The organism is Plantactinospora sp. WMMB782 (genome assembly GCF_049179135.1).
Lineage (GTDB): Bacteria > Actinomycetota > Actinomycetes > Mycobacteriales > Micromonosporaceae > Plantactinospora.
This window is the reverse complement of the sequence record NZ_JBMHMC010000007.1, coordinates 1,247,394-1,271,316: the sequence shown is the minus strand read 5'-3', so window position 1 is coordinate 1,271,316 and position 23,923 is coordinate 1,247,394. Positions and strand designations below refer to the sequence as shown.

Genomic DNA, 23,923 nt, shown 5'->3' with positions numbered 1-23,923 from the left:
CCGGCCCGTGGTCGCACCCCGCCCCGCCCCTGCGAAAGAGAGACGGCATGCGTCGCAAGACACTTATCACCGGAGTGCTGGCCGGCATGTTGCTGGCACTCGCACTCGTCCCGCCGGCATCGGCGGCCCCCACCTTCCGAGCCCTGCTGTTCACCAAGACCACCGGCTACCGGCACGACTCCATCCCCGCGGGGATCTCGATGTTCCAGCAGCAGGCGGCGGCGGACAACTTCGAGCTGGTGCACAGCGAGGACTCGAGCGTCTTCACCCAGGCCAACCTGGCCACCTTCGACGTACTCATCATGTTCCAGACCTCGGGCATGGTCTGGACCTCGGCCGCCCAGCGGCAGGCGGTGGAGGGCTACCTGGCCAGCGGCAAGGGCATCGTCGCCATACACAACGCCACGGACATGGGCATCGAGTCCGAGTACCCGTGGTGGGACCAGACGGTGAACGCCGGAGCACACATGCCGGAGCACTCACCCGGGGTACTGCCCGGCACCGCGATCGTCGCCGACAAGAAGCACCCGTCGACGGCAAGCCTGCCGGACCGGTGGAACCGCAGCGAGGAGTGGTACAACTTCGACCGCAACCCGCGCGGCCAGGTGCACGTCCTGGTCACCGCCGACGAGCGGACCTACAACCCGGGCTCCCGGGCGATGGGGCCGGACCACCCGATCTCCTGGTGCCGCAACACCGGCGGCGGACGGGTCTGGGCCACCGCGATGGGGCACGCCATCGCGTCCTACAGCGAGACCCACTTCCGCAACCACGTGCTCGGCGGGGTCAAGTGGGCCGCCGGCAACGAGCCCGGCGACTGCGGCGGCACCGTCTGGGGCAACTTCGAGAAGCGCACCCTCGACGACAACACCGTCGACCCGATGGCCCTGGCGGTGGCACCCGACGGCCGGGTGCTCTACGCCCAGCGGGGCGGCCAGGTCAAGATCTTCAAGCCGTCCACGAACACCACTGTCACCGCCGGCACGCTGAGCGTCTACACCGGCGGCGAGGACGGCCTCACCGGGATGGCGCTGGACCCCAACTTCGCCAGCAACGGGTACGTCTACCTCTACCACTCACCGGCCAGCAGCTCGACCGACGTCAACCGGGTCTCCCGGTACACCCTCAGCGGCGACACGCTGAACCTCTCCAGCGAGGTGCGGATCATCGACATCCCGGCGTACCGGGACCGGACGTTCCCCGAGCCCGGACACACCGGCGGATACATCGAGTTCGGTCCGGACGGGAACCTCTTCATCGGCACCGGTGACGACACCCCGCCGAACCTCGACCCCAACTGGCAGGGCTACGCCCCGCTGGACTGGCGCTCCGGCAAGGCCAACCTCGACGCCGCCCGGACCGCCGGCAACACCAACGACCTGCGCGGCAAGCTGCTCCGGATCAGGCCGTCGGCCAGCGGCGGATACACCATCCCGACCGGCAACCTCTATCCGCAGGGCACCGCACAGACCAAGCCCGAGATCTACGCGATGGGCTTCCGCAACCCGTTCCGGTTCTCGGTCGACCCGGCGAACGGCTGGGTCTACCTGGCCGACTACGGGCCCGACCGGAACCCGCCGACCACCAACCGGGGGCCGGAAGGGCTCGTCGAACTCAACGTCATCAAGTCCCCGGGCAACTACGGCTGGCCGTTCTGCCACGGCGACAACCAGCCGTACGCGCCGTTCAACCCGGACACCGGGGCGGTCGGTGCCAAGTTCAACTGCTCGGCGCCGGTCAACAACTCGCCGAACAACACCGGCCTGACCAGCCTGCGGCCCGTCGTCGCACCCCAGATCTGGTACGGCTACGGCACCTCGCCGACCTTCCCCGAGCTCGGCTCCGGCGGCTCGGCGCCGATGGGTGGCCCGGTCTACCGGTACGACCCGGCGAACCCCTCCCAGACGAAGTTCCCGCCGTACTACGACGGGGTGCACTTCTTCTACGAGTGGGCGCGCAACTACGTCAAGGAGGTGCACTTCGACTCCGCGACCACTGTCACCCGGACCAACCCGTTCCTGCCGGCCGGCAACTTCAACAAGCCGATGGACATGGAGTTCGGTAAGGACGGCTCGCTCTACCTGCTGGAGTGGGGCACCAACTTCGGTGGCGGCAACAGCGACTCGGGGCTCTACCGGATCGACTACATCCAGGGCGGCCGGTCCCCGATCGTCAAGGCCACCGGCACGCCCACCAGCGGCAACGCCCCGTTGAACGTCCAGTTCAGCAGCGCCGGTACGGCAGATCCCGACCCCGGCGACACGCTCAGCTACCTGTGGACGTTCGGTGACGGCACCACCTCGACCGCGGCCAACCCGGCGAAGGTCTACACCGCCAACGGAAACTACACGGCCCAGTTGAAGGTCACCGACAGCAGCGGGAAGAGCGGCTTCGCCAACGTGCAGATCACGGTCGGCAACACCGCACCGGTGGTCACCATCACCACCCCGGCCAACGGCGGCATGCTGACCTTCGGGGACAAGGTGTCGTACCAGATCACCGTCACGGATCCGGGTGGCGCCGCGGTCGACTGCTCCAAGGTGCTGCTCAACCCGGCTCTCGGCCACGACGACCACGCGCACGAGACGACGGACTACGCCGGCTGCTCCGGCACGATTTCCACCGACCTGCTCGGCGGGCACCCCGACGGAGCCAACCTGTTCTACGTGCTCAACGCCCGGTACACCGACAACGGCGGTGCCGGCGGCGCCAACCCGCTGACCGGGCACGGGCAGGCGATCCTGCAACCGAAACACAAGCAGGCCGAGTACTACAGCAGCCAGTCCGGCACCCGGGTGGTCGACCAGGCCGGTGCGGAGAGCGGCAAGCGGGTCGGCGACATCTCCAACAACGACTGGGTGGCGTTCACCCCGATGAGCCTGTCCGGCATCACGAACGTCAGCTACCGGCTGTCGTCGCCGTCCGGTGGCGGCACGATCGAGCTGCGCGCCGGTTCACCGACCGGCACGCTGCTGGCCACCACCCCGGTGCCGAGCACCGGCGGCTGGGACAACTACCAGTCCACCCCGCCGGTCAGCGTGGCGTCGCTCACCGGGTCGCACACCCTCTACCTGGTCTTCAAGGGCAGCGGGAACAACTGGTTCGACCTCGACTCGCACACCTTCGGCGGCAACGGGGTCGGCACGCCGGGTTCCGGTAACCCCGATCCCGGAAGCGGCGTGGCGGGCAGGACCTGGACCCTGACCGCGCAGCACAGCGGCAAGCTGATGGACGTCAGCGGCGTCTCCACCGCCGACGGCGCCCAGATCCACCAGTGGGCGGCGACCGGCGGCAACAACCAGAAGTGGCAGGCCGTGGACGCCGGGAACGGCGCGGTCTACCTGAAGGCCGGGCACAGCGGCAAGTGCGCCGAGGTGACCGGCGGTTCCACCGCGAACGGGGCCTACCTGCAGCAGGCCACCTGCAACAACACCGACCGGCAGAAGTTCACCGTCACCGCCACCGGAACCTCCGGGGTGTACACGGTGAAGAGCGTGCCGAGCGGGCTCTGTGTGGACGTCGACGGCGGCGGCACCGCCGACGGGGCGCGGCTGTTGCAGTGGAGCTGCCACAGCAACGCCAACCAGCAGTGGCGGTTCACCGCGGCCTGACGCGTTCGGCTCGACGCGCAGGCAGGTGACGACCCGGTCGGGACCAGGCTCCGAGCGAGCCTGGTCCCGACCGGGTCCGTTTCGACGGTGCTCCCGGCCGGGTGCCGGCCGGGCCGGGGCTCAGTTCGCGGGTGGGGCCGTTTCGAGCAGTCCGGCCGTCGCGAGCGCGTCCCAGAGTTCGTCCGGAACGACAGCCGTCGACCGGCGCAGGGTCTCGGCGACCTGGAAGCGGTCGCGCAGGCCGACGACCGTCGAGACGACCGCGGGATGCCGGCGTACGAAGGCCAGCGCCGCCTGCGGCAGGGTGACCCCGTGCGCCTCGCAGACCGCCGCGATCCGCCGCGCCCGGTCGAGCAGTTCCGGCGGGGCGGGCCGGTAGTCGTAGTACGCCTCGGCCGGTGGCCGGTCCCGGGACAGCAGACCCGAGTTGTAGACTCCGGCGATCACCACGCCCACCCCACGCTCGGCGGCGGCGGGCAGCAGGTCACCGGCCGCGCCCTGCTCCAGCAGGGTGTACCGCCCGGCGCACATCACCACGTCGACGTCGCCGCCGGCCACGAACCGGGCCAGCATCGCCGACTGGTTCATCCCGGCGCCGACGGCGCGCACCACGCCCTGCTCCCGGAGTTCGACGAGCGCGGGCAGCGCCCCGGTGCCGGCCTCGGTCCAGTGCTCGTCCGGATCGTGCAGGTAGACCACGTCGAACCGGTCCAGCCCGGTGCGCTCCAGGCTCGCCTCCAGCGACCGGAGCACGCCGTCCCGGCTGAAGTCCCAGACCCGCCGGTGGCTGGCCGGAACGTCGAAGCCTTCCGGGTCGCGCCGGTGCGCGTCCTCCGGCGAGGGTACGAGCAGCCGGCCGACCTTCGTCGACACCACGTACTCGTCGCGGGGCCGGGAGCGCAGGGCGGCGCCGAGTCGCCGCTCGGAGAGCCCGAGCCCGTAGTGCGGCGCGGTGTCGAAGTAGCGGATCCCGGCGTCCCAGGCGGCGTCGACGGCGGCGGCGAACTCCTCGTCGGTGCTCGCCCGATAGAGGTTGCCGCCCTGCGAGGCGCCGAAGCCCAGCGCGCTGAGCCGGACCAGCGGACTGCGCGGCAGCTCCCGGACCGTCCCGCCCGCCGGCTGTCCGCCCGCCGGCTGTCCGCCCGCCGGCTGTCCGCCCGCCGGCTGTCCGCCCGCCGGCTGTCCGCCCGCCGGCTGTCCGCCCGCCGGCTGTCCGCTCACCGGCCCAGCCATCCGCCGTCGACGGGCAGCACCACGCCGTTGACGTAGTCCGAGGCGGCGGAGGCGAGGAAGACGGTGGCACCGGCCAGGTCGTCCGGGCGGCCCCACCGGCCGGTCGGGATCCGGGCGAGGATGGCGGCGTTCCGGTCGGCGTCCTCGCGCAGCGCCCGGGTGTTGTCGGTGGCGATGTAGCCCGGCGCGATGGCGTTGACGTTCACGCCGTGTGCCGCCCACTCGTTGGCCAGTGCCCGGGTCAGCCCGGCGATGCCGGACTTCGCGGCCGCGTAGCCGGGCACGGTGATCCCGCCCTGGAAACTGAGCAGCGACGCGGTGAAGATGATTTTCCCGCGTCCCCGGTCCACCATCCTCCGGCCGAGCTGCCGGCTCAGCACGAACTGGCTGTTCAGGTTCACCTCGATGACGTGGTCCCACATCTCGTCCGGATGGTCGACCGCCGGGGTCCGGGCGATCGTGCCGCCGTTGTTGACCAGGATGTCGACCGGGCCCAGCGCGGTGATCTCGTCGGCCAGCCGGTGCACCGCACCCCGGTCGGCGAAGTCCGCCCGCAGCGGCGTGAACCGCCGTCCGGTGGCGCGGACCCGGCGTTCCACCTCGCTGCCGTCCGGTTCCATCCGGGCGGAGACACCGACGATGTCGGCCCCGGCCACCGCCAGCGCCTCGGCCATGGCCAGCCCGATACCCCGGCGGGCGCCGGTCACCACCGCCGTCCGCCCGGACAGGTCGAACAGTCCGGTCACCGGGCGCCCTCCCGCCAGTCGAGCAGTACCTTCAGCACGGCGCCACCCTCCAGCGCCGCGAAGGCGGTGTGCACGCCGTCGACCGGTACGACCTGGGAGATCAGCGGTCGGACCGGGACGGTGCCGGTGGCGACCAGCCGGACCGCCTCGACCACGTCGTCGCGCTGGTACAGCCGGGCACCCAGCAGCTCCAGTTCCCGCCAGAAGAACCGGTGCAGGTCGACCGGGCGGGGCTGCGGATGGATCGCGACCATCACCAGCCGGCCCCGGGTGGTCAGCACCCGTACCGCCGTCTCGACCCCGGCGGCCGAGCCGGACACCTCGAACGCCACGTCGGCGCCGGCGCCACCGGTCCACTCCTCGGTCAGCGCGACCACGTCCGCGGCGGCCGGGTCGACCGTCTCGATGCCCAGCTCGGCGGCGACCGCGCGCCGGGCGGGAGCGGGCTCGACGAGCTTCACCCGGGCACCCCCGGCCCGGGCGACCAGGGCGATCAGCACCCCGACCGGGCCGCCGCCCACCACGACGACGTGGTCGTCGGGCCGCAGCGCCGCCCGCCGGACGTCGTGCACGGCGACCGCGACCGGTTCGACGAGCGCCGCCTGGTCGAGCGGCAGTTCCTCGGGCAGCGCGATCGCCAGGTCGGCGGGCACCGTCCAGGACGCCTGCATCGCGCCCGGCGAGTCGATGCCGAGGAAGTCCATCCGGTGACAGATGTGCGAGGTGCCCCGCCGGCACGCGGCACACCGGCCGCAGGACCGGGTGGGCATCACCGTCACCGGCTGCCCCACCGACCAGCCGGTGACGTCGGGACCGACCGCCTCGACCAGGCCGGACATCTCGTGCCCGAGTACGGCCGAGGAGCCGACCCGGGCGTCCATGTCCCCGTGGTAGATGTGCAGGTCGGTGCCGCAGATCCCGGTGTACGCCACCGCGATCCGGAGCTGGCCGGGGCCCGGCGGGGCCGGGTCGCGCTCCTCGATCCCGAGGTGCCGGGCGCCCCGGTAGACGACTGCCTTCAATCGATCCTCCGTCTCGGCGTTCGGTTGTCCGTTACCGCGGGCCGCTCGGGCGGTCGCGGTGCGGGAAGTCGGCGGCGGGTCAGGGACGGTGCCGCCGGTGGTTGGCGGTGGGGCCGAGGCCGACCGGGCCGACCGGGAGCAGCGGGCGGGCGCCGTCGGCCCCGGCCAGCAGCCGCCGCCCGGCCTGTTCCGGCCGGACGTTCGGGCTCTCCGCGGTCACGCCCCCCGGGGTACGGTCCGACCGCCCGATCGCCTCCTCGTCGAGCAGTACGCCGAGGCCCGGCGAGTCGCCGAGGACGAAGGCACCGTCCTCGACGTGCAGGTCGATGGCGACCCCGATCGGGCGGTGCAGGTCCTGCAACTCGCTCACCAGGTGGTTCGGTACCGAGGTGGCGGCGTGCAGCAGCCCGGCCGGACTGTTGCCGATCGGGCTGACCGGCAGGTCGTGGGCGTGGGCGAGGGCGGCCACCCGGAGGAAGTGGGTGACTCCCCAGACGGCGGACGCCTGTACGACGTCGACCGCCCCCGCCGTGATCAGCGGGCGGTACTGTTCGAGCCCGGTGAGGTTCTCCCCGGTGGCGACCGAGGCCCGGACCCCTCGGCTGACCGCGGCCAGCCCGTCGGCGTCCCAGCGCCGGACCGGCTCCTCGATCCAGATGAGGTCCAGCACCCGCTCCAGTTCGCCGACGTGCCGGACGGCCTGCTTGCGGGTCCACGCCTCGTTGACGTCGAGCATCAGTCCCGGCCGCTGCCCGGGGGCCGCCTCGGCGAGTACGTCCCGGACCAGGCAGAGCCGCTCCCGGTCCCGGCCGATGTCGAGGCCGCCCTTGAGCTTGGCGGCCCGCAGCCCGTGCCGGGCGTAGCGCCGGTATTCCGCGACCAGTTCGTCGTCGGTGAGCCCGATGTCCAGACCGGACGCGTACGCCGGGACCCGCCGGTCGCGTCCGCCCAGCAGCCGCCAGAGCGGCTCTCCGGCGGCCTTGGCCTTGATGTCCCACAGGGCGGTGTCGATCGCGCCGATGGTGCCGAAGACCTGTCCCGCGTGGCCGGCCTTGAAGGTCTGCCGCAGCATCCGGTCGTAGAGCGCCGTCACGGCCCTGGGGTCCTCGCCCTCCACCGCCGCGAAGATCCGCTCGATCTCGACGTGCGGCCCGAAGCCCACCCCGGTGATCCCCTCGTCGGTCTCGACGACGACGATCGGCAGCGAGGTGACCCCGTCCGGGAAGACCCCGTTGGCGTCGCCGACGGGGCGTCCCCACTCCTGGACGGTGCTGAGGGTCCGGTACCCGGTGATCCGCATGTCAGCCCTTCGTGGAACCGGCGGCGACGCCGTCGGCGATCTGGCGCTGGAGGAAGAGGTAGACCAGCAGGACGGGAATGGCGGCGATCATGACTCCGGCGGCGAAGGTCGGGATGTCGTCGGAGTACTGCCCGCGCAGCGAGGTCACCCCGACCATCAGGGTGCGGTGTTCGGCCGAGGGCATCACCACCAGCGCCATCAGGACGTCGTTCCAGCAGAACAGCGCGTTGAGGATGCCGACCGAGAGCAGGGCCGGGGTGCCCAGCGGCAGCATGATCCGCCGGTATACCCCGTACACGCTGTTGCCGTCGATCCGGGCCGCGTCGATGATCTCCGCCGGGATGGTCTTGTAGTAGCTCGTCATCAGGAAGACCGTGAAGGGCAGGAACTGCGCCACGTACACCAGGATCAGCCCGGGGTAGGTGTCGAGCAGGCCACTGTCCGCCATGATCCTGGCGAGCGGCACCATGATCACCTGGAACGGGACGAAGAGCCCGGCCAGACAGCCCAGGAAGAGCGCCGACGATCCGCGGAACCGGAGCTGGCTCAGGGCGAAGCCGGCCATCGAGCCGAACAGCAGCAACAGCAGCACCGAGCAGGTCACCACGACGAGTGAGTTGACGAAGTAGCGGCCCATGCCGACGCTCGTCCACGCCGTGACGACGTTCTCCCAGCGCAGCGCCTCGGTCAGCGAGAAGCGGTCCAGGATGTACTCCCGCCGGGTCTTCATCGCGACGTTCGCGGTGAAGACCAGCGGATAGACCGTGGCCAGCGCGAGCAGGGCCATCGGGATCGCGACGAACCACCGGCCCAGGCCGATCCGGGACATCAGTCCACCCTTCCGGTCCGGCGGAGCAGCCTCAGCTGGAGCAGGCCGACGACCAGCATGATCACGAAGAGCGCCGTCGACGCGGCCGAGGCCAGGGCCGGACGGTTCATCTGGCCCTGCTGGATCCAGATGTAGTACTCCGGCAGGTAGGTGGAGCCCTCCGGCCCACCGCTGGTCATGACGTAGAGCAGGCCGAACATCGAGGTCAGCATCCCGATCATCGTGGTCACGAAGACGAACTGGATGGTCCGGGTCAGGCCGGGGACGATCACGTGCCAGATGGTCTGCGGCAGCGACGCGCCGTCGACCCGGGCGGCGTCGAGCAGCGCGGCGTCCAGGGTCGCGAAGCCGGCCAGGAAGACCACCAGGGCCATCCCGAAGGTCGCCCAGACGTGTACGCCGACCACGACGAACATCGCCACGTCCGGGTCGCCGAGCCAGTCCACCGGGCCGAGACCGACCGAGCCGAGCACGCTGTTGACCGGGCCGTCGAAGGCGAGCAGCAGGTTGAAGATCGCGCCGACGATGACCGGGGAGAGTACGGCCGGGAAGAAGTAGACGCTGCGGTAGAGCCGGTGCCCGGGTACCCGCAGGAAGATGAAGGTCGCGAGCAGGCCCGGAATGGCCACCGCCACCGGCAGCAGCAGCACGAGCAGTCCCACGTTCCGCAGCGCCTGCCGGAACAGCGGGTCGTCGAGCAGCCGCAGGTAGTTGTCGAAGCCGACCGCCGTGCCGTTGCGGTCGCCGTCACCGGTGAAGGAGAAGTTGACCCCGAGCAGCAGCGGCCAGAGCCGCAGTACCACGATGATCAGGACGGCCGGCGCCACCAGCACGTACGGCGCCAGGCGCTCGGCGGTGAGGCCACGGGACCGCCGCCGCGGCCGGGTACGGCCGTCGGGCGTGCCCCGGGCAGCCTCGCCGGCCCGCCCGGCCGGAGCCGGGCGGGCCGACGACACGGTTTCTCGGATCGACACCTGATCAACCCGCCTTGTCGACCGCGGCCATCTGCTTGGCGACCTCGTCGACGCTTACCGAGCCGCTCAGGAGCTGCTGGGAGAGGCGTCCCATCAGGTCCAGTGCCTCCGAGGAGAGCGCGACGTGCAGCGCCGGCTTGCCGGACTTCAGCCCCGAGATCATCGTCCCGACGGCCGGGCCGGCCTGGGTGGCGTCGATCGTGGTGTCGGCGGCGATGGCGCCGGCATCGGCGAAGAACGCCTTCAGGGCGTCGGTGGAGGTCAGCGAGCGCACCAGGTCGGCGGCCACCTTCGGGTCCTTCGTCCACTTCGCGACGCCGTACCCGATGCCCCCGTCGTACGGCAGGCTCGGGGTGGTGCCGGCGGTGACCACAGGTGCGCTCATCACGCCGAGCTTCTCCGGCGTCAGGAACTCGTTGAAGTCCTTCCAGTGCCCCACGTCCGACATCAGCCCGATGACGTGGGCGGCCTTGCCGGACTGGAACAGCGCGAACGAGTCGTTGAACATCGCTGTCGAGTTGGCGCCGTCGTTGTTCAGCTTCTTGTCGCCGGCCTCCTTCCAGAGCTGGAAGATCCGCTTGACGTTCGGCGAGTTCCAGTCGCGCTTGCCGGCGATCCAGGCGTCGTACTCGGCGGTGGTGAGCACCCCGGAGGCCAGGCCGGAGAGCCAGAACTGGATGCCGTAGCCCTCCTTGTTGCCGAGGGCGAAGCACTTCGCGCCGGTCTTGCTGGTGATGGTGGCGCAGTTGGCGACGAACTCGTCCCAGCCGCCGGCCGGCTTCGCCGGGTCGAGTCCGGCCTTCTCGTAGAGCGACTTGTTGTAGTAGATCGGGTGCCCCTGCAGGGTCACCGGGCTGGCGTAGGTCTTGTCGGCGGCGGTGAACGCCTCCCAGCCGGCAAGCCGCTGCCGGTCCTCGGCCACGTACCCGTCGAGTGGCACGAGTGCGCTGACCCGGTCGCGGATCTGGCCGCCACCGTTGAAGAGCACGACGTCCGGCCCCTTGCCGGCCTGGATGGCCGCGCCGAGCAGGGTGTAGTACTGGTCGAACGGCTGGGCGACGAACTCGACGGTGACGTCGGGGTGCTTCTTGGCGAAGTCGGCCTTCGCCTTCTCGATATAGGCTGCGGCTGCGGGTTCACCGGATTTCCAGTCCCAGACCACCAGTTTGTCCCCGGAGCCCGAGGACGAGGAACCGGATCCTGTGGCGCTTCCGCAGCCGGCCAGCGCCAATCCCGCAACGAGGACGGCTGACCAGACTGCTCGCTTCATCGCGCTGCTCACCTTCGTAGGGAGTGGCCGACCGGGCGGCCGGGGATGTTGCTAGATTGCGGCGAAGGTAACTCGTATGACGTCTTACGTCAATAGCCAGGCCGTACACTGAACACGCCGTCCGCATCCCACACATGCGCACGGCACCCCGGAGGGGACATGACGACATCGCGGGAAGCGAATCCGGGCGCTCCGGCACCCCCGGCGTGGTCGCGGCGACCGGCCAACCTGGCCAGGGCGGTGACCGCGGAACTGGTCGAGCGGATCGTCCGCGGGCAACACCCGCCCGGCACGCCGCTGCCGCCCGAGCCGATCCTCTGCGAGACCTTCTCGGTCAGCCGGACCGTGGTCCGGGAGGCCGTGAAGATCCTCCAGGAGAAGGGGCTGGTGCAGGTCCGCCAGGGCAGCGGCACCACTGTCACCCCGGCGTCCATGTGGGACATGCTCGACGAACTGGTCCTCGGTGCGACGATCGCCCAGGACGACACCCTGGCGATCCTCGACGACCTCGTCGTCACCCGCCGGGTGCTGGAGTCCGACATGGCGAACGTGGCCGCCCGGCTGGCCGGTCCGGAGCACCTGCGCCGACTGCGCGAGCTGGTGGACCGGATGGACGAGCTGGTGGACGACCACGTCGCCTACCACGACCACGACCGCGCCTTCCACGACACGGTCATGCAGGCGTCCGGAAACCGGATCGCCCGTGGCGTCGTACGGTCGCTGGAGAGTCAGGTGGTCAACACCGCCCGCTACATGGGCCGGACCGAGCGGGCGCTCTGCGTGGCGTCCAACCAGGGACACCGGCGCATCTACGACCGGATCGCCGCGCAGGACCCGGAGGGTGCCGCCGAGGCGATGTTCACGCACATCACCGAGGCCTGGCTGGTGCGCCGGGGCGGCTCGGGCAGTCCGGCGCGGCTGCAACGGTGATCCGACCCCGGGGCCGGCAGGTCCGGCCCCGCGGCCCGACGCCGGAGCGGGTTCCCGGTCGGCGGAGGGCCCACTTCCGCCGCCGTGAGCCCGCCTCGTCCGGTCGGCGCCGAGCCGTCGGGGCCGGAGTACCTGCTGGACTCCGGCGGGAGCAGGGCCACGACCCGTGGTGTCCCGGGCCGTGGCCGCTGCCCTGTCCCGCCGGAGCGCGGGAAGGCGCGCCCCTAGAACTGGGCGAAGAACCGCCAGATCTCACCCTTGGTCCAGGTCGTGACGCCGCTCTCCGAGTAGGTCCCGTCGACCGGGCCGGGCATGTGGCCGTTGTCGAACGCGGCCCACTGCACCGGGTACCCCGCCCGGCAGCCGGAGTAGGCGGTGGTGCGGTGCGTCCGGCTGCCCGCCGCCGGCTCCGGCGGATTCTGCGCGGTGCACCCGTTGTTCCGGACGAACGTGTCCCGCAGGCTCCGGCCCTGGGAGATGTTCAGGACGTTGTCCGAGATGCCGTGCAGGCCGAAGTACGCGATGGGTTGTGACCCGCCGCTGCACCCGCTGATCTGCGCACCGGCGATCACCGCGACCGCCCGGAAGACCGTGGCCCGCGCGCAGGCCAGGGCGTAGCTCATGCCGCCGCCCCAGCTGAAGCCGGTGGCGAACCGCCGGGCCGGGTTGACGCAGAGGTCGCTCTCGATCCGGCGGATCATGTCGTCGACGAAGACCACGTCCTCGCCGCCGGAGTTGGCCCAGCCGTTGCCGAAGCCCTGCGGTGCCACCAGGATCGCGCTGTTGTTGCCCGACTGCTCCCACTGGCCGTAGTAGGACCAGGCCTGGCCGCTGGTGCCACCCGAGTCGATCTCGTTGGCGGTGCCGCCCCGCCAGTGGAAGGCGAAGATCAGCCGGTACGGGGTGTTGTTGTTGTAGTTGTTCGGCATCCGCAGGATGAAGCTGCGGGCCTTCCCGTTGCTCTGGATCGAGTGCGTGCCGTTGCGCAGCGTCGGCGACTTGCCACATCCGGCACTGCCACCGTTCGGCGGCGGATCGGTCGGCGGCGGGTCGGTCGGTCCGCCGCCCCCGAGCCGGACCAGCTGCCACTGCTGGTTGTTGCCGTTGAAGTCGGCGTACTGCACGACGTTCGCGCCGTCGGCCGTCGAGGCGCCCTGCACCTCCACCGCCTTGTTGCTGTTCCGGTTGAGCAGCCGGACGTGGCCGCCGTCGGAGTCGGCGAGCCGGAACTGCTGGTTGGTCCCGTTGTGGTCGGACCACTGGACGATCGCGCCGCCGTCGGCGGTCGACGCGTTCGACACGTCGAGGACCTTGCCGGAGTGCCGGGACTTCAGCCGGTAGTAGCCGCCGCCGGAGTCGACGAACTGCCACTGCTGGTTGGCCCCGTCGTTGCGGGTCCACTGGCTGATCCGCGCGCCGTCGTTGGTGGCCAGGCCGTACAGGTCCAGGGCCTTGCCGCTGTTCCGGTTGACAAGCACGTACCAGGCGTTGGTGTCCACCGTGGCTGCCGAGGCGGGTGTGGCGTGCAGTACGCCGAGGGCGCCGGCCGCGAGGACCGTGGCCGCCATCGCCGCCAGACCTGCCCGCCAGCGGTGTCTGTGCCTGGCGGCGGATGGTGCCTCACCGATGGCCTTCATGATCCGCTCCTTCGATCGGGCCACCCGCGATCAGGACGGACGCGGCTGGCCTGCCGTGTGTGCCGGCGTCCGGTGGTGGCGTCAGCACGTGAGGTTGGTGTGCGGGCACGGCGGCGCGGTCGGCGCTCGCGTTCCGGCCCCTGCCCGGACGGGCCGGCGAACGTCGAACAGCAGCCTGGGCAGTCCGCGCCCGGTGCTGTGGTCAGGCTCCCGACAGCCTTCGACCCACGGGGAGAAGTTAGCGCTAACAACGTCATACGTCAAACGATTCGTATCGATGTGGCTCGTCGTCCCACGGTGCCGATCGGGGGTGGCGAACAGCCGGGGTCGGTGCAGCGGTCCAGGTCCCCGGACGCGCCCCCCCGGCGCCGGTCTGCCGGGGCGAGGCGCGGTGCGTAGACCGGGCGAGGCGCGGTGCGTAGACCGGGGCGAGGCCGGGCGCCGTGGACCGGGGGCGAGGACCGGCGCTCGCCGAGGTGGGTCAGCGGTCGCCGAGGCGGCGGGTCGCTCCGTCCATGCCGTCGTCGTCCGGCCCGCCGGTGAACTGGGTGGTCTCGTCCGAGCGTCCGCCGAGCCGGGTCGTCGCGTCGTTGCCGGGCTGACCGGGGCGGGGTGCCGGCGGCGTCAGCGGGCTGAAGGTGGGCGGCACCGGCGGCGCGCTCGGCACCGGCGGCCCGGAGATCGGGGCACCGTAGTGGGGTGCCCCTCCGGCCGGCGCGTTGTACGGCGGCGCCGGATACTGCGGCGTGCCGGGACCGTAGCCCGACGGCACGGCGGGGCCGAAGTTCGGCGGGGCGGCCTGGGCGTAGTTCGGTCCGGCCGACGGGCCGTAGTTCGGCGGATGCGGGGCTCCGGGCGCACCCGGCCCGCCGGGCGGGAACTGGCTCGCCGCGCCGGGCCCACCGGTCGGCACCTGGGCGCCGGGCGGGAACTGGGCGCCGGACGGGAACTGGCCCGGCGGCTGCGCGCCGGGCGGGAACTGCCCGGCCGGCGGGTGCGGCGGGTAGCCGGGCTGGCCGGCGGCACCGGGGAAGCCGGCCGTCGCGGCCCGGGGCGAGCGCCAGCGCTGCGGCACGAGCACGGTGGCACCGAGCAGCACGGCGACGAGCGTGGCGAACGCGCCGGACGGCGCGGTGAACGCGAAGTCGACGCCGAGGAAGGAGCGCGGCAGCACGTCGACCATCGACCCGAAGTCGACCATCGACCAGAGCGCCATGATCATGAAGAGCAGGCCGGCGGCGGCCGTACCGACCGGGGACCAGCGGGGCAGCAGCAGGGCGGCGAGCAGCCCGGCGACGACAGCGATCGCGACGAAGCCGACGATCATGTCCTCGGTCCTGGCCCGGGTGATGCCGCCGTTGAACTGGACCAGGCCGATCCCGGACAACACCCAGATGATCGGCGCGCTGACCAGCCCGAATACCAGGGATCCAAGGTGTCGCACTGCAACCTCCTCGCACCGGGTGCCTTTCGGCACCGTACCCGGACCGGGCAACACCGGCCTCGGCGTGTCGGTCCGGGGCGGGTCGATCGGACGACCCGCCCCGGCACGGTCAGCTTGTCGTACTGCCGGCGTCGTCGTGCTTCGTCGCGGTCCGGGGTGGCGCCGCCCACGGCGATCCGGCGTCCCGGCGCGGCAGCGGCGGCAGGGGTTCGGTGTCCCGCTCCGGATAGCCGAGCGTCGGCGGCTTGATGTCGCTGTCCGGCGGGTTGTTCAGCAGGGACCAGTCGGTCGGGGTCTTCTCCTCCACATCGGACGGCGTCGGCGCGGGGACGGCGGCGGCCGGGCGGGGCCAGCGACGCCAGCGCTGGATGCTGAAGGTCGCCATCAGCAGCAGCAGGCCGACCAGGAACGTCGTGCCGTTGTCGAGCACCTGCAGCAGCGGCAGCGGGTCGCCGAAGACCTTCCAGTTCGCCGGCACCGCGTCGCGCACGGTGAAGGGGTCGACGAACAGCCCGACGTACGGCGCGACCAGCAGCAGGCCGGTGACGAGCGGGCCGGCGGGGGAGAGCCGCAGCGTGCCGAGCAGGCCGAGCAGGATGCCGGCGACGCCGAGGTAGACGGCCCCCTGGATCAGGTTGGCCGTGTTGAACGTACCGACTTCCACCCAGCGGGTGACGGTGCGGGCGGACCCTTCCTGACCGAGCGCGATCAAGGCCCAGGTCAGTGGCGCCGCCACCACTCCGGCGAGGAAGCTCCAGAGATGTCGCATCCGCGCACCGTACCGCCTCGGAGGCCGCCCGGCAGCCTGCCCCGGCGCGTCTTCGATCGAACTTGCTGATTGTCACCGTCGGGTGACCGGAGGGACCGGGGCGGCCGGGGGGTGACCCGGGTAACCGGCGTCACCGGCGCGGGCCTGGATCCGGGGCCCCGCCGTACCGTTGCGGCATGACCGAGCAGCCCCCGCCGCAGCCGTCCGGCAAGCCGACCTCGTACTCCCGGGTCACGCTCAGCCGGATCATGACCGCGGTCGACGTCAACCTCTACGGCACCGTGCACGGCGGGGTGCTGATGAAGTTCGTCGACGACGTGGCCGGCGCGTCGGCGGCCCGGCACTCCGGCGGTACGGCGGTCACCGCCGCGATCGACGTGATCGTCTTCGCCGAGCCGGTCCGGGTCGGTGACCTGGTGCACGCGCACGCCCAGGTCAACTGGACCGGGCAGACCTCGATGGAGGTCGGGGTGCGGGTCGTCGCCGAGCGCTGGGACAGCGCCGAGGACGACCCGATCCTGGTGGCCACCGCCTACCTGGTCTTCGTCGGGGTGGACGTGGCCGGCAACCCGCGCCCGGTCCGTCCGGTTCTGCCGCAGACCCCCTCGGACGAGCGCCGGTTCCGCGAGGCGGAGATCCGCCGGGCGCACCGGCTGGCCAAGCGCAGGGCGATCCAGGCACACCGGGGCGCCGCCGCCGACCCCTCCGTCGCCGGCTGACCCGCCGGCACCGACGACCCCCGCTCGCCTCCGACCCCCGCTCGCCTCCGACCCCCGCTCGCCTCCGACCCCCGCTCGCCTCCGGCCCCCGCTCGCCTCCGACCCCCCGCTCGCTGCCGGCTGCGGCCCGCCGCCGACCCCGGTGCGGGCCACATGGTCGGGCGGCCGGAGATGTGGGTCGGGCACGCGTACCGGTGCCGGCCTGCGGGCGCAGAATTGCGGGTCGGGGTACGGCAGTATGGCGACCGGGCCCGGCACACCGGCGTGCCGGCCGTAGGGAGGAGCAGGACCATGGTGGGCGAGGTGCTCTGGACGCCGCCACCGGCCGGCGACGACCGGTCCCGGATCGGCGACTACCTGCGCTGGCTGCGCCGGCACCGGGGACTCGACTTCGCCGACTACGCCGCACTCTGGCAGTGGTCGGTCACCGACCTCGCCGGCTTCTGGCGCTCGATCTGGGACTACTTCGAGGTCCGCGCGCACACCGAGCCGACCGCCACCCTGGTCGACCCGACCATGCCCGGCACCCGCTGGTTCCCCGGCGCCACCCTCAACTATGCCGAGCACGTACTCCGGATGCCCGGGATGGGCGACGACGAGCCGGTGGTGATCGCGCACAGCCAGACCCGGGCCCCGGTCACCCTCACCGCCGCGCAGCTGCGCGAGCAGGTACGCCGGGTCCGGGCCGGGCTGGTCCGGCTCGGTGTCGGCCGGGGCGACCGGGTGGCGGCGTACGCCCCGAACGTCCCCGAGACCCTCGTGCTGATGCTCGCCACCGCCAGCCTCGGCGCGGTCTTCTCCTCCTGCGCCCCCGAGTTCGGCACCCGCAGCGTGCTCGACCGCTGGCGGCAGATCGCCCCGACCGTGCTGGTGGCGGTGGACGGCTACCGGTACGGCGACAAACCCGTCGACCGCCGCGCCGAGGTGGCGACGATCCGGGCCGAGCTGCCGTCCCTGGTGCACACGGTGGTGCTGCCCTACCTGGAGCCGGACGCCGGGCCGCCGGACGGCGCCCTGGCCTGGGCGGAGCTGGCGGCCGGCACCGACGAGCCGCTGGCCTTCGCGGCGGTGCCGTTCGACCACCCGCTCTACGTGCTCTACTCCTCCGGCACCACCGGGCTGCCGAAGCCGATCGTGCACGGGCACGGCGGCATCCTGCTCGAACACCTGAAGATGCTGGCCCTGCACCACGACCTCGGCCCGGGCGACCGGTTCTTCTGGTTCACCACCACCGGCTGGATGATGTGGAACTTCCTGGTCTCCGGCCCGGCGGTGGGTGCGGCGATCGTGCTCTTCGACGGCAACCCGGCGGTGCGGGCCGAGCCGGGCCGCCCGGCCGAGCCGGACCTGGGCACGCTGTGGCGGCTGGCCGCCGACACCGGCACCAGCTACTTCGGCAGCTCGGCGCCGTTCCTGCTGGCCTGCCGCAAGGCCGGGCTGCGGCCGGCCGAGTCATTCGACCTTTCCGCCGTCCGCGGGGTCGGTTCGACAGGTGCGCCGCTGCCGGCCGAGGGCTTCCGCTGGGTGTACGACTCCGTCGGCGCGAACCTGCGGCTCGACTCGATCTCCGGCGGCACCGACGTCTGCACCGGTTTCGTCGGCGGCGTCCCGCTGCTGCCGGTCGTCGCCGGTGAGATCACCTGCCGCTGCCTCGGCGCCCGGGTGGAGGCCCGGTCGGCCGACGGCGAGCCGGTGCTGGACCAGCTCGGCGAGCTGGTGATCACCGCACCGATGCCGAGCATGCCGGTCGGGTTCTGGAACGACCCGGACGGCAGCCGCTACCGGGAGGCGTACTTCGACGTCTATCCCGGGGTGTGGCGGCACGGCGACTGGATCACCGTCAGCGGGCGGGGCAGCTGTGTGATCACCGGCCGCTCCGACGCCACCCTCAACCGGGGCGGCGTACGCCTCGGCACGGCCGAGTTCTACTCGGTGGTCGAGGGGCTGCCCGAGGTGACCGACTCGCTCGTGGTGCACCTGGAGGACGACGCGGGCGGCGCGGGCGAGCTGCTGCTCTTCGTCGTCCTCGCGCCGGGGCTGGAGCTGGACGCCGAGCTGACCGGGCGGATCAACCGGGAGCTGCGTACCGGGCTGTCGCCCCGGCACGTGCCGGACGCGGTCCACCAGGTCGGTGCGGTGCCGAGGACGTTGTCGGCGAAGAAGCTGGAGGTGCCGGTGAAGAAGATCCTCGCGGGTGCGCCGGTGGACTCGGCCGCCGCCACCGGCGCGCTCGCCAACCCGGAGTCGCTTGTCGCCTTCGAGCGGTTCGCCCGGCAGCGCAGCGCCGGCCGGACGTAGCGGGGGCGAGGCACCTGTCGGGGCTGCGGTGTGACGTGGATTACGTCAACCGAACCGTGACCTTCTCCGCCGCCGCCCGGTCGTCCAGCCGGGCCGGGTCGAGGTTGCCGCAGAGCACCGTGCTGGCCCCGGCGGCCAGCGGGGCGAGCAGCCAGTCCACCGGGTCCGGGTGCCGGGCCGCGTCGACCAGCACCCGGTCACCGGCGCCGATGCCCAGTTCGGTGGCGCGCCGGGTCGCCAGGTCGACGAGTACCGGGTCCTGCGGACCGGCCGCCGGGTACGGCGTGAAGTGGTCGCCGTGTCCGCGTACCTCGGTCACGTAGTCGGCCCAGCCGGGCGGCAGGTCCCGGGCCGGGGCGGCGAGTGGGGCGAGCGCCAGGGCGTACTGCTCGCCGGCCGGCCAGGTCGCCGACTCGCCGAGCCGGTCGACGGCGGCGAAGAGCGCGTCGACAGGTCCCGGGGCCGACCCGTCGGGCCGGGCGCCGCTCACCGCCGCCCCGGTCGACCAGCAGCCGAGCAGCACGGCGGCGGTCTGCCAGTGCGGCGGCAGCAGCACGCCGACGGGATCGGCCGGCGCCACCCCGGCCGCGTCGACGAGCAGGTTCGCGGTCTTCGCCACCCAGTTCGCCAGGGTCGCCCCGGAGAGTTCGGTCCGGTCCCCGGAGGCGTCGTCGTACCAGGTCAGCAGGGGTCGGGTCGGGTCCGCGGCGGTCGCGGCGGCGAACAGCCCGGCAATGTTCTCGGTCATCGACCGGAACGATACCGACCACGGCGGTGCGGCACCGCCCGAGCGGCGGCGTCGAGTCACCGGAAGGACACCGCGTGCGGTCACCCGACAGGCCGGCGCGGAGTCGTCGGAAGAGTCGCCGGAAGGAACGGCCGTCGAGTCACCGGAAAGACAGTTGCCCGACGGGTCGCAGTCGACGCTTCCGGGGCGGTCCGGCGTAGGCTTGGCGAAAGTGTTGTTCCCTACATCACACCCAGCCGAGGAGTCGCCAAGTGACCGCCGGTCGCCCGCCCCGCGTGCTCATTGACGCCACCAGCGTCCCCGCCGACCGGGGTGGCGTGGGCAGATACGTCGACGGCCTGCTCGGCGCGCTGGGCAAGCTGATCGGACCGGGTCTGGAACTGGCCGTGGTCGGGCTGCGCACCGACGTCGAGCGATACTCCCGGATGCTGCCGGCCGCCGAGGTGATCCCGGCACCGGCGGCGGTGGCGCACCGGCCGGCCCGGCTCGCCTGGGAGCAGACCGGGCTGCCGCTGCTGGCCCAGCAGGTCGGTGCCCAGGTGCTGCACTCGCCGTTCTACACCTGCCCGTTGCGGGCCGGTTGTCCGGTGACGGTGACCGTGCACGACGCGACCTTCTTCACCGAACCGGAGCACTACGACAAGACGCGCCGGACCTTCTTCCGCAGCGCCATCAAGACCTCGCTGCGCCGGGCCGACCGGGTGATCGTGCCGAGCAAGGCGACCCGGGACGAGCTGATCCGGCTGCTGGACGCCGACCCGACCCGGATCGACGTCGCCTACCACGGGGTCGACCAGGCGGCGTTCCACGCGCCGAGCGACGAGGAGAAGGCCCGGGTACGCGCCCGGCTCGGCCTCGGCGGACACAGCTACGTGGCGTTCCTCGGCGCCAAGGAGCCGCGCAAGAACGTCCCGAACCTGATCCGGGGCTGGGTGCTGGCGGTCAAGGACCGGCCGGAGCCGCCCGCCCTGGTGGTCGCCGGTGGACAGGGGCACGACGACGACATCGACCGGGCGGTCGCCGACGTGCCGGCGCACCTGCGGCTGCTCCGCCCCGGCTACCTGCGCTACGCCGACCTGCCCGGTTTCCTCGGTGGTGCGCTCGTCGCCGCCTACCCGTCCTACGGCGAGGGCTTCGGGCTGCCGATCCTGGAGGCGATGGCCTGCGCCGCACCGGTGCTCACCACGCCCCGGCTGTCGCTGCCCGAGGTGGGTGGCGACGCGGTGGCGTACACCAGCGAGGACCCGCAGCAGATCGCGACCGACCTGGCGGCGCTGCTCGACGACGAGGCGCGGCGGCTCGCGCTGGCCAAGGCGGGCTTCGACCGGGCCAAGGAGTTCACCTGGGAGTCGAGTGCCGAGGTGCATCTGGCGGCCTGGGGCCGGGCCCGGGCGTGACCTGCGGCGGGTCCGGCCGGGACGGCTCCACCCCGGACGGGAATCGGGTGTTGTCAGATGGTGTGCGCACCCCGTACCGGACGGGCAGGGCATGATGTGGCGATGTTCTACGCCGTGATCCCGGCCGGCGGCAGTGGCACCCGTCTGTGGCCACTCTCCCGCGCCGGCCGCCCCAAGTTCCTCCTCCCGCTCACCGGCTCGGACGAGTCGCTACTCCAGGCGACAGTCCGCCGGGTGCGTCCGCTGGCCGGTCCGGACAGCACGTACGTGGTCACCGGTGCCGCGCACGCGGTCGCGGTGGCCCGGCAGCTGCCCGACGTACCGGAGGAGAACGTCCTGGTCGAACCCTCCCGCCGGGACTCCTGCGCGGCGATCGGGCTGGCGGCGGCGATCATCGCCCGGCGCGACCCGGACGCGGTGATGGGCGCCTTCTCCGCCGACCACGTGGTCGGCGACCAGACCCGGTTCCTGGAGGTGCTCGGCGCGGCGATAGCGACCGCGCAGGACGGCCTGATGGTGGCGGTGGGCATCACCCCGACGCACCCGGAGACCGGCTACGGCTACCTGGAGTCGGGTGAGCCGATCGGTGACGGCCCGGCCCGCCGGGTGGTCCGCTTCAAGGAGAAGCCGGAGTACGACCTCGCGGTCAAGTACGTCGAGTCCGGCCGCTTCTACTGGAACGCCTCGATGTTCGTCTGGCGGGTCGACGTCTTCCTCGGCGAGCTCGCCCGGCAGCAGCCGGCGCTGTACGCCGGGCTGACCGAGATCGCCGCCGCCTGGGGCACCCCGGAGCAGGCGGCGGTACTCGACCGGCTCTGGCCGCAGCTGACCAAGATCTCGGTGGACTTCGCGGTGATGGAGGGCGCTGCCGAGCGTGGCCTGGTCGCCACCGTGCCGGCCGACTTCCGGTGGAACGACGTCGGCGACTTCCACACCCTCGGCGAGGCGCTCACCGGCGACGACGCCAGCAACGTGGTGCTCCGGGAGGGGCCGGACGGCACGGCGCCGGCCGGCCGGGTGGTGCTCCGGGACACCGAGCGCACGGTGGTGGTGACCCAGTCCGACCGGCTGGTGGTGACCCTCGGGGTGCGGGACACCGTGGTGGTCGACATGCCGGACGCGCTCTTCGTCTGCTCCCGGTCCCGGGCCCAGGAGGTCAAGGAGATCGTCGCCGCCCTGGAGGCGGAGGAGGCGCACCCGTACCTGTGAGTCAGCCGACCCCGGCCGACGCCTCCGGTGCGGGTCGGGGCAGCGGGCGGGTCCGGGCGAAGACCGCGAGTGCCGGTGCCACCAGTTCGGCGGTGGCGCCGGCCAGCGGCTCCGGGAGCGCGTCCGGCGGGAACCAGCCGAGTTCCACCGACTCGGCGCTGACCTGCTCGACCGCGCCGGCCGGGGCGACCGCGGCGAAGCGTACGTCGTAGTGCAGCGAGCCGCCCTGGCAGGCGACCTCGTGGATGTCCAGGTGGATCGGGGTCGGGTCGAGCCACAGCCCGGAAATGCCGGACTCCTCGGTCGCCTCGCGCAGCGCCGCACCGGCAAGCGTCCGGTCCTCGGGCTCGCAGTGCCCGCCGAGCTGGACCCACCGGCGGAACCGGCCGTGCAGGCAGAGCAGTACCCGGTCGCCTGTCGCGTCCAGCACCAGGGCGCTGGCGGTGACGTGGCCGGCCCGGTGCGCCCGGGTCAGCGCGGCCGGGCCGCCGTCGGCGAGCAGCAGCAGGGTCCGGTCCCGTGCCTCGGCCACCGCCGGGATGGGCGGCTGCCAGGCGGTGAGCAGGGCGATCGTGTCGGCGTGGAGGGCGTCGGGCACACCACCACCCTAGTGCCGGGTTCGTAACATGATCGGTATGACCTGCCTTCCGCGTACCGTCGAACTGGCCGTCGCCGGCAACGAGGCGAGCGACCTGCTGCCGGTACGCGCACCGGAGGTGCTCGCCGCCTACGGCGCCCGCCGGGCGTTCTGGACCGTACTCGACGAGGGGCCGGTCGAGGACTGCCTGGCCCTGCTCGTCGAGCGGCCCGACGGCGGCTGGTCGACCCACCACCTGCCGATGGACGCCGGTGTCGAGACCGGTCGGACCGAGGACGGCGAGGCGCTGGCCCGGCACGACGGCTGGGTCTACGTCTTCGGCTCGCACTTCGGCTCGAAACGTGGCCCGCTGCGCCCCCGGCGGGCCTTCGTGGCCCGGTTCCGGGAGGCCGAGGCCGCCGCCCCGCTGCCCCGGCTGCACGTGGTGCGCAACCAGTTCCGGCTGCACCGGGCGGCGAACGACGCCCTGCTGGCCGCCGGGCTCGGCATTCTGCCGGCGGGGGAGCGGGTGCGGCACCGTTTCATCGCGGCGACCCGGGACCGGGGCACCGCCCGGGCGAAGACCTGGGTCGGCCGGCTCGCCGAGGACGACCTGCCGATAAACGTGGAGGCGGCGGCGTGCACGCCGACCGGCAACGTGCTGCTCGGACTGCGTTTTCCGGTGACCGGGCGGGGCGAGCCGATCCTGCTGGAGGTGGCGGGGCTGGCCGGGATGTTCGACCGGCGGAGCTGGCCCCGGGTCGTCGGGGCGTACGTGTTGACCGGGGTGACCCGGCCCGGCGAGCTGACCGGCTTCCGGGCGCTGTCGGCCCGCGACGACGGCGGGTACGACGCGGTGGTCGGCTCGATCGACGCCCTCGGCAAGCGCTCGGTACTGCTCGACGACCATCCGGCCGGCGGCGACGTGCCGAGCCGGCACGTGCGGTTCCACGGACCGCTCCACGGTGCGGCCGGCGGCGCGCTCGCCGGTGATCTGGTCGCGGACCTCGGCCCGCTGCACAACGTCGAGGGACTGGCCGAAGTGGACGGTGCGCGCTACTACGTGACCGACGAGGACCACCGCGTCGCGCTGCTGATCACGCCGGCCTAGGTTCGCCCAGCGCGGAAGGGGGCGTGGGAAGCGACGACCCGGACAGTGCCCTCCACGGACCACCGCCCGCGAACCCTCGTGGCGACCGTCCGGGTGCCG

The 23,923-nt window shown here is 72.5% G+C and carries 19 protein-coding genes; 7 read left to right on the top strand and 12 right to left on the bottom strand.

Translation table 11 applies throughout. The annotated features are described in order from the left end of the window. Positions 1–47: 47 nt before the first annotated feature. Positions 48–3,611: a ThuA domain-containing protein gene (locus tag ACN28A_RS07630; RefSeq protein WP_421393652.1), complete on the top strand. Its 3,564-nt coding sequence runs from the start codon at positions 48–50 to the stop codon at positions 3,609–3,611. Between the two features lie 120 nt (positions 3,612–3,731). Here the strand turns inward: ACN28A_RS07630 and ACN28A_RS07625 are convergent, their stop codons facing one another. From ACN28A_RS07625 to ACN28A_RS07595, 7 genes are all read right to left on the bottom strand, one after another. Next, positions 3,732–4,832 (bottom strand): aldo/keto reductase, encoded by a 1,101-nt coding sequence (locus ACN28A_RS07625; protein WP_421393650.1) that lies wholly within the window; start codon positions 4,830–4,832, stop codon positions 3,732–3,734. Continuing rightward, positions 4,829–5,590, bottom strand: a complete 762-nt coding sequence (kduD, locus tag ACN28A_RS07620) for a 2-dehydro-3-deoxy-D-gluconate 5-dehydrogenase KduD (protein ID WP_421393648.1) — start codon at positions 5,588–5,590, stop codon at positions 4,829–4,831. Before kduD ends, ACN28A_RS07625 begins: the two co-directional genes overlap by 4 nt. Then, positions 5,587–6,612, bottom strand: a complete 1,026-nt coding sequence (locus tag ACN28A_RS07615; RefSeq protein WP_421393646.1) for a zinc-dependent alcohol dehydrogenase — start codon at positions 6,610–6,612, stop codon at positions 5,587–5,589. Before ACN28A_RS07615 ends, kduD begins: the two co-directional genes overlap by 4 nt. 79 nt (positions 6,613–6,691) lie before the next feature. Further along, a complete protein-coding gene (locus ACN28A_RS07610) occupies positions 6,692–7,912 on the bottom strand; it encodes a mandelate racemase/muconate lactonizing enzyme family protein (protein ID WP_421393644.1) in 1,221 nt (406 codons plus the stop codon). A 1-nt stretch (position 7,913) separates the two neighbouring features. Next, entirely contained in the window at positions 7,914–8,741 is an 828-nt protein-coding gene (locus ACN28A_RS07605; RefSeq protein ID WP_421393642.1) for a carbohydrate ABC transporter permease, read from the bottom strand. Continuing rightward, positions 8,741–9,715 (bottom strand): carbohydrate ABC transporter permease, encoded by a 975-nt coding sequence (locus tag ACN28A_RS07600; RefSeq protein WP_421393641.1) that lies wholly within the window; start codon positions 9,713–9,715, stop codon positions 8,741–8,743. The genes ACN28A_RS07605 and ACN28A_RS07600 overlap by 1 nt, the downstream gene beginning before the upstream one ends. Before the next feature lie 4 nt (positions 9,716–9,719). After that, positions 9,720–10,877 (bottom strand): ABC transporter substrate-binding protein, encoded by a 1,158-nt coding sequence (locus ACN28A_RS07595; protein WP_421393639.1) that lies wholly within the window; start codon positions 10,875–10,877, stop codon positions 9,720–9,722. Between the two features lie 267 nt (positions 10,878–11,144). On the opposite strand from ACN28A_RS07595, the gene ACN28A_RS07590 reads away from it, so the two are divergent. Beyond that, positions 11,145–11,915, top strand: coding sequence for a FadR/GntR family transcriptional regulator (locus ACN28A_RS07590; RefSeq protein ID WP_421393637.1), 771 nt, complete (start codon positions 11,145–11,147; stop codon positions 11,913–11,915). A 224-nt stretch (positions 11,916–12,139) separates the two neighbouring features. Here ACN28A_RS07590 and ACN28A_RS07585 read toward each other — a convergent pair whose 3' ends face one another. The 3 genes from ACN28A_RS07585 to ACN28A_RS07575 form a co-directional block, all read right to left on the bottom strand. Beyond that, on the bottom strand, positions 12,140–13,552 hold the full coding sequence (locus ACN28A_RS07585) for an RICIN domain-containing protein (protein ID WP_421393635.1): 1,413 nt from the start codon (positions 13,550–13,552) through the stop codon (positions 12,140–12,142). A 481-nt stretch (positions 13,553–14,033) separates the two neighbouring features. Then, complete coding sequence (locus ACN28A_RS07580) at positions 14,034–14,996, bottom strand: hypothetical protein (RefSeq protein ID WP_421393634.1); 963 nt, start codon at positions 14,994–14,996, stop codon at positions 14,034–14,036. A 109-nt stretch (positions 14,997–15,105) separates the two neighbouring features. Continuing rightward, positions 15,106–15,765: a hypothetical protein gene (locus ACN28A_RS07575; protein ID WP_421393633.1), complete on the bottom strand. Its 660-nt coding sequence runs from the start codon at positions 15,763–15,765 to the stop codon at positions 15,106–15,108. A gap of 176 nt (positions 15,766–15,941) precedes the next feature. Between ACN28A_RS07575 and ACN28A_RS07570 the strand changes: the two genes are divergently transcribed. Beyond that, positions 15,942–16,484 carry an acyl-CoA thioesterase gene (locus tag ACN28A_RS07570; protein ID WP_421393631.1) on the top strand — a complete coding sequence of 181 codons (543 nt, stop codon included), beginning with the start codon at positions 15,942–15,944 and terminating at the stop codon, positions 16,482–16,484. 294 nt (positions 16,485–16,778) lie between these two features. Further along, complete coding sequence (locus ACN28A_RS07565) at positions 16,779–18,782, top strand: acetoacetate--CoA ligase (RefSeq protein WP_421404215.1); 2,004 nt, start codon at positions 16,779–16,781, stop codon at positions 18,780–18,782. Between the two features lie 40 nt (positions 18,783–18,822). On the opposite strand, the gene ACN28A_RS07560 is transcribed toward ACN28A_RS07565, so the two are convergent. Then, positions 18,823–19,530, bottom strand: coding sequence for a TIGR03089 family protein (locus tag ACN28A_RS07560; protein WP_421393630.1), 708 nt, complete (start codon positions 19,528–19,530; stop codon positions 18,823–18,825). 251 nt (positions 19,531–19,781) lie between these two features. On the opposite strand from ACN28A_RS07560, the gene ACN28A_RS07555 reads away from it, so the two are divergent. Both ACN28A_RS07555 and ACN28A_RS07550 read left to right on the top strand, forming a co-directional pair. Then, positions 19,782–20,927: a glycosyltransferase family 4 protein gene (locus tag ACN28A_RS07555; RefSeq protein ID WP_421393628.1), complete on the top strand. Its 1,146-nt coding sequence runs from the start codon at positions 19,782–19,784 to the stop codon at positions 20,925–20,927. A gap of 102 nt (positions 20,928–21,029) precedes the next feature. Further along, positions 21,030–22,136, top strand: coding sequence for a mannose-1-phosphate guanylyltransferase (locus ACN28A_RS07550; RefSeq protein ID WP_421393627.1), 1,107 nt, complete (start codon positions 21,030–21,032; stop codon positions 22,134–22,136). Position 22,137: 1 nt separating this feature from the next. Here ACN28A_RS07550 and ACN28A_RS07545 read toward each other — a convergent pair whose 3' ends face one another. Beyond that, the gene (locus tag ACN28A_RS07545) at positions 22,138–22,734 is read right to left on the bottom strand and encodes an NUDIX hydrolase (RefSeq protein WP_421393625.1); all 597 of its coding nucleotides are present in this window, start codon (positions 22,732–22,734) and stop codon (positions 22,138–22,140) included. Positions 22,735–22,771: 37 nt separating this feature from the next. On the opposite strand from ACN28A_RS07545, the gene ACN28A_RS07540 reads away from it, so the two are divergent. Then, positions 22,772–23,824, top strand: coding sequence for a hypothetical protein (locus tag ACN28A_RS07540; protein ID WP_421393624.1), 1,053 nt, complete (start codon positions 22,772–22,774; stop codon positions 23,822–23,824). Positions 23,825–23,923: the final 99 nt, after the last annotated feature.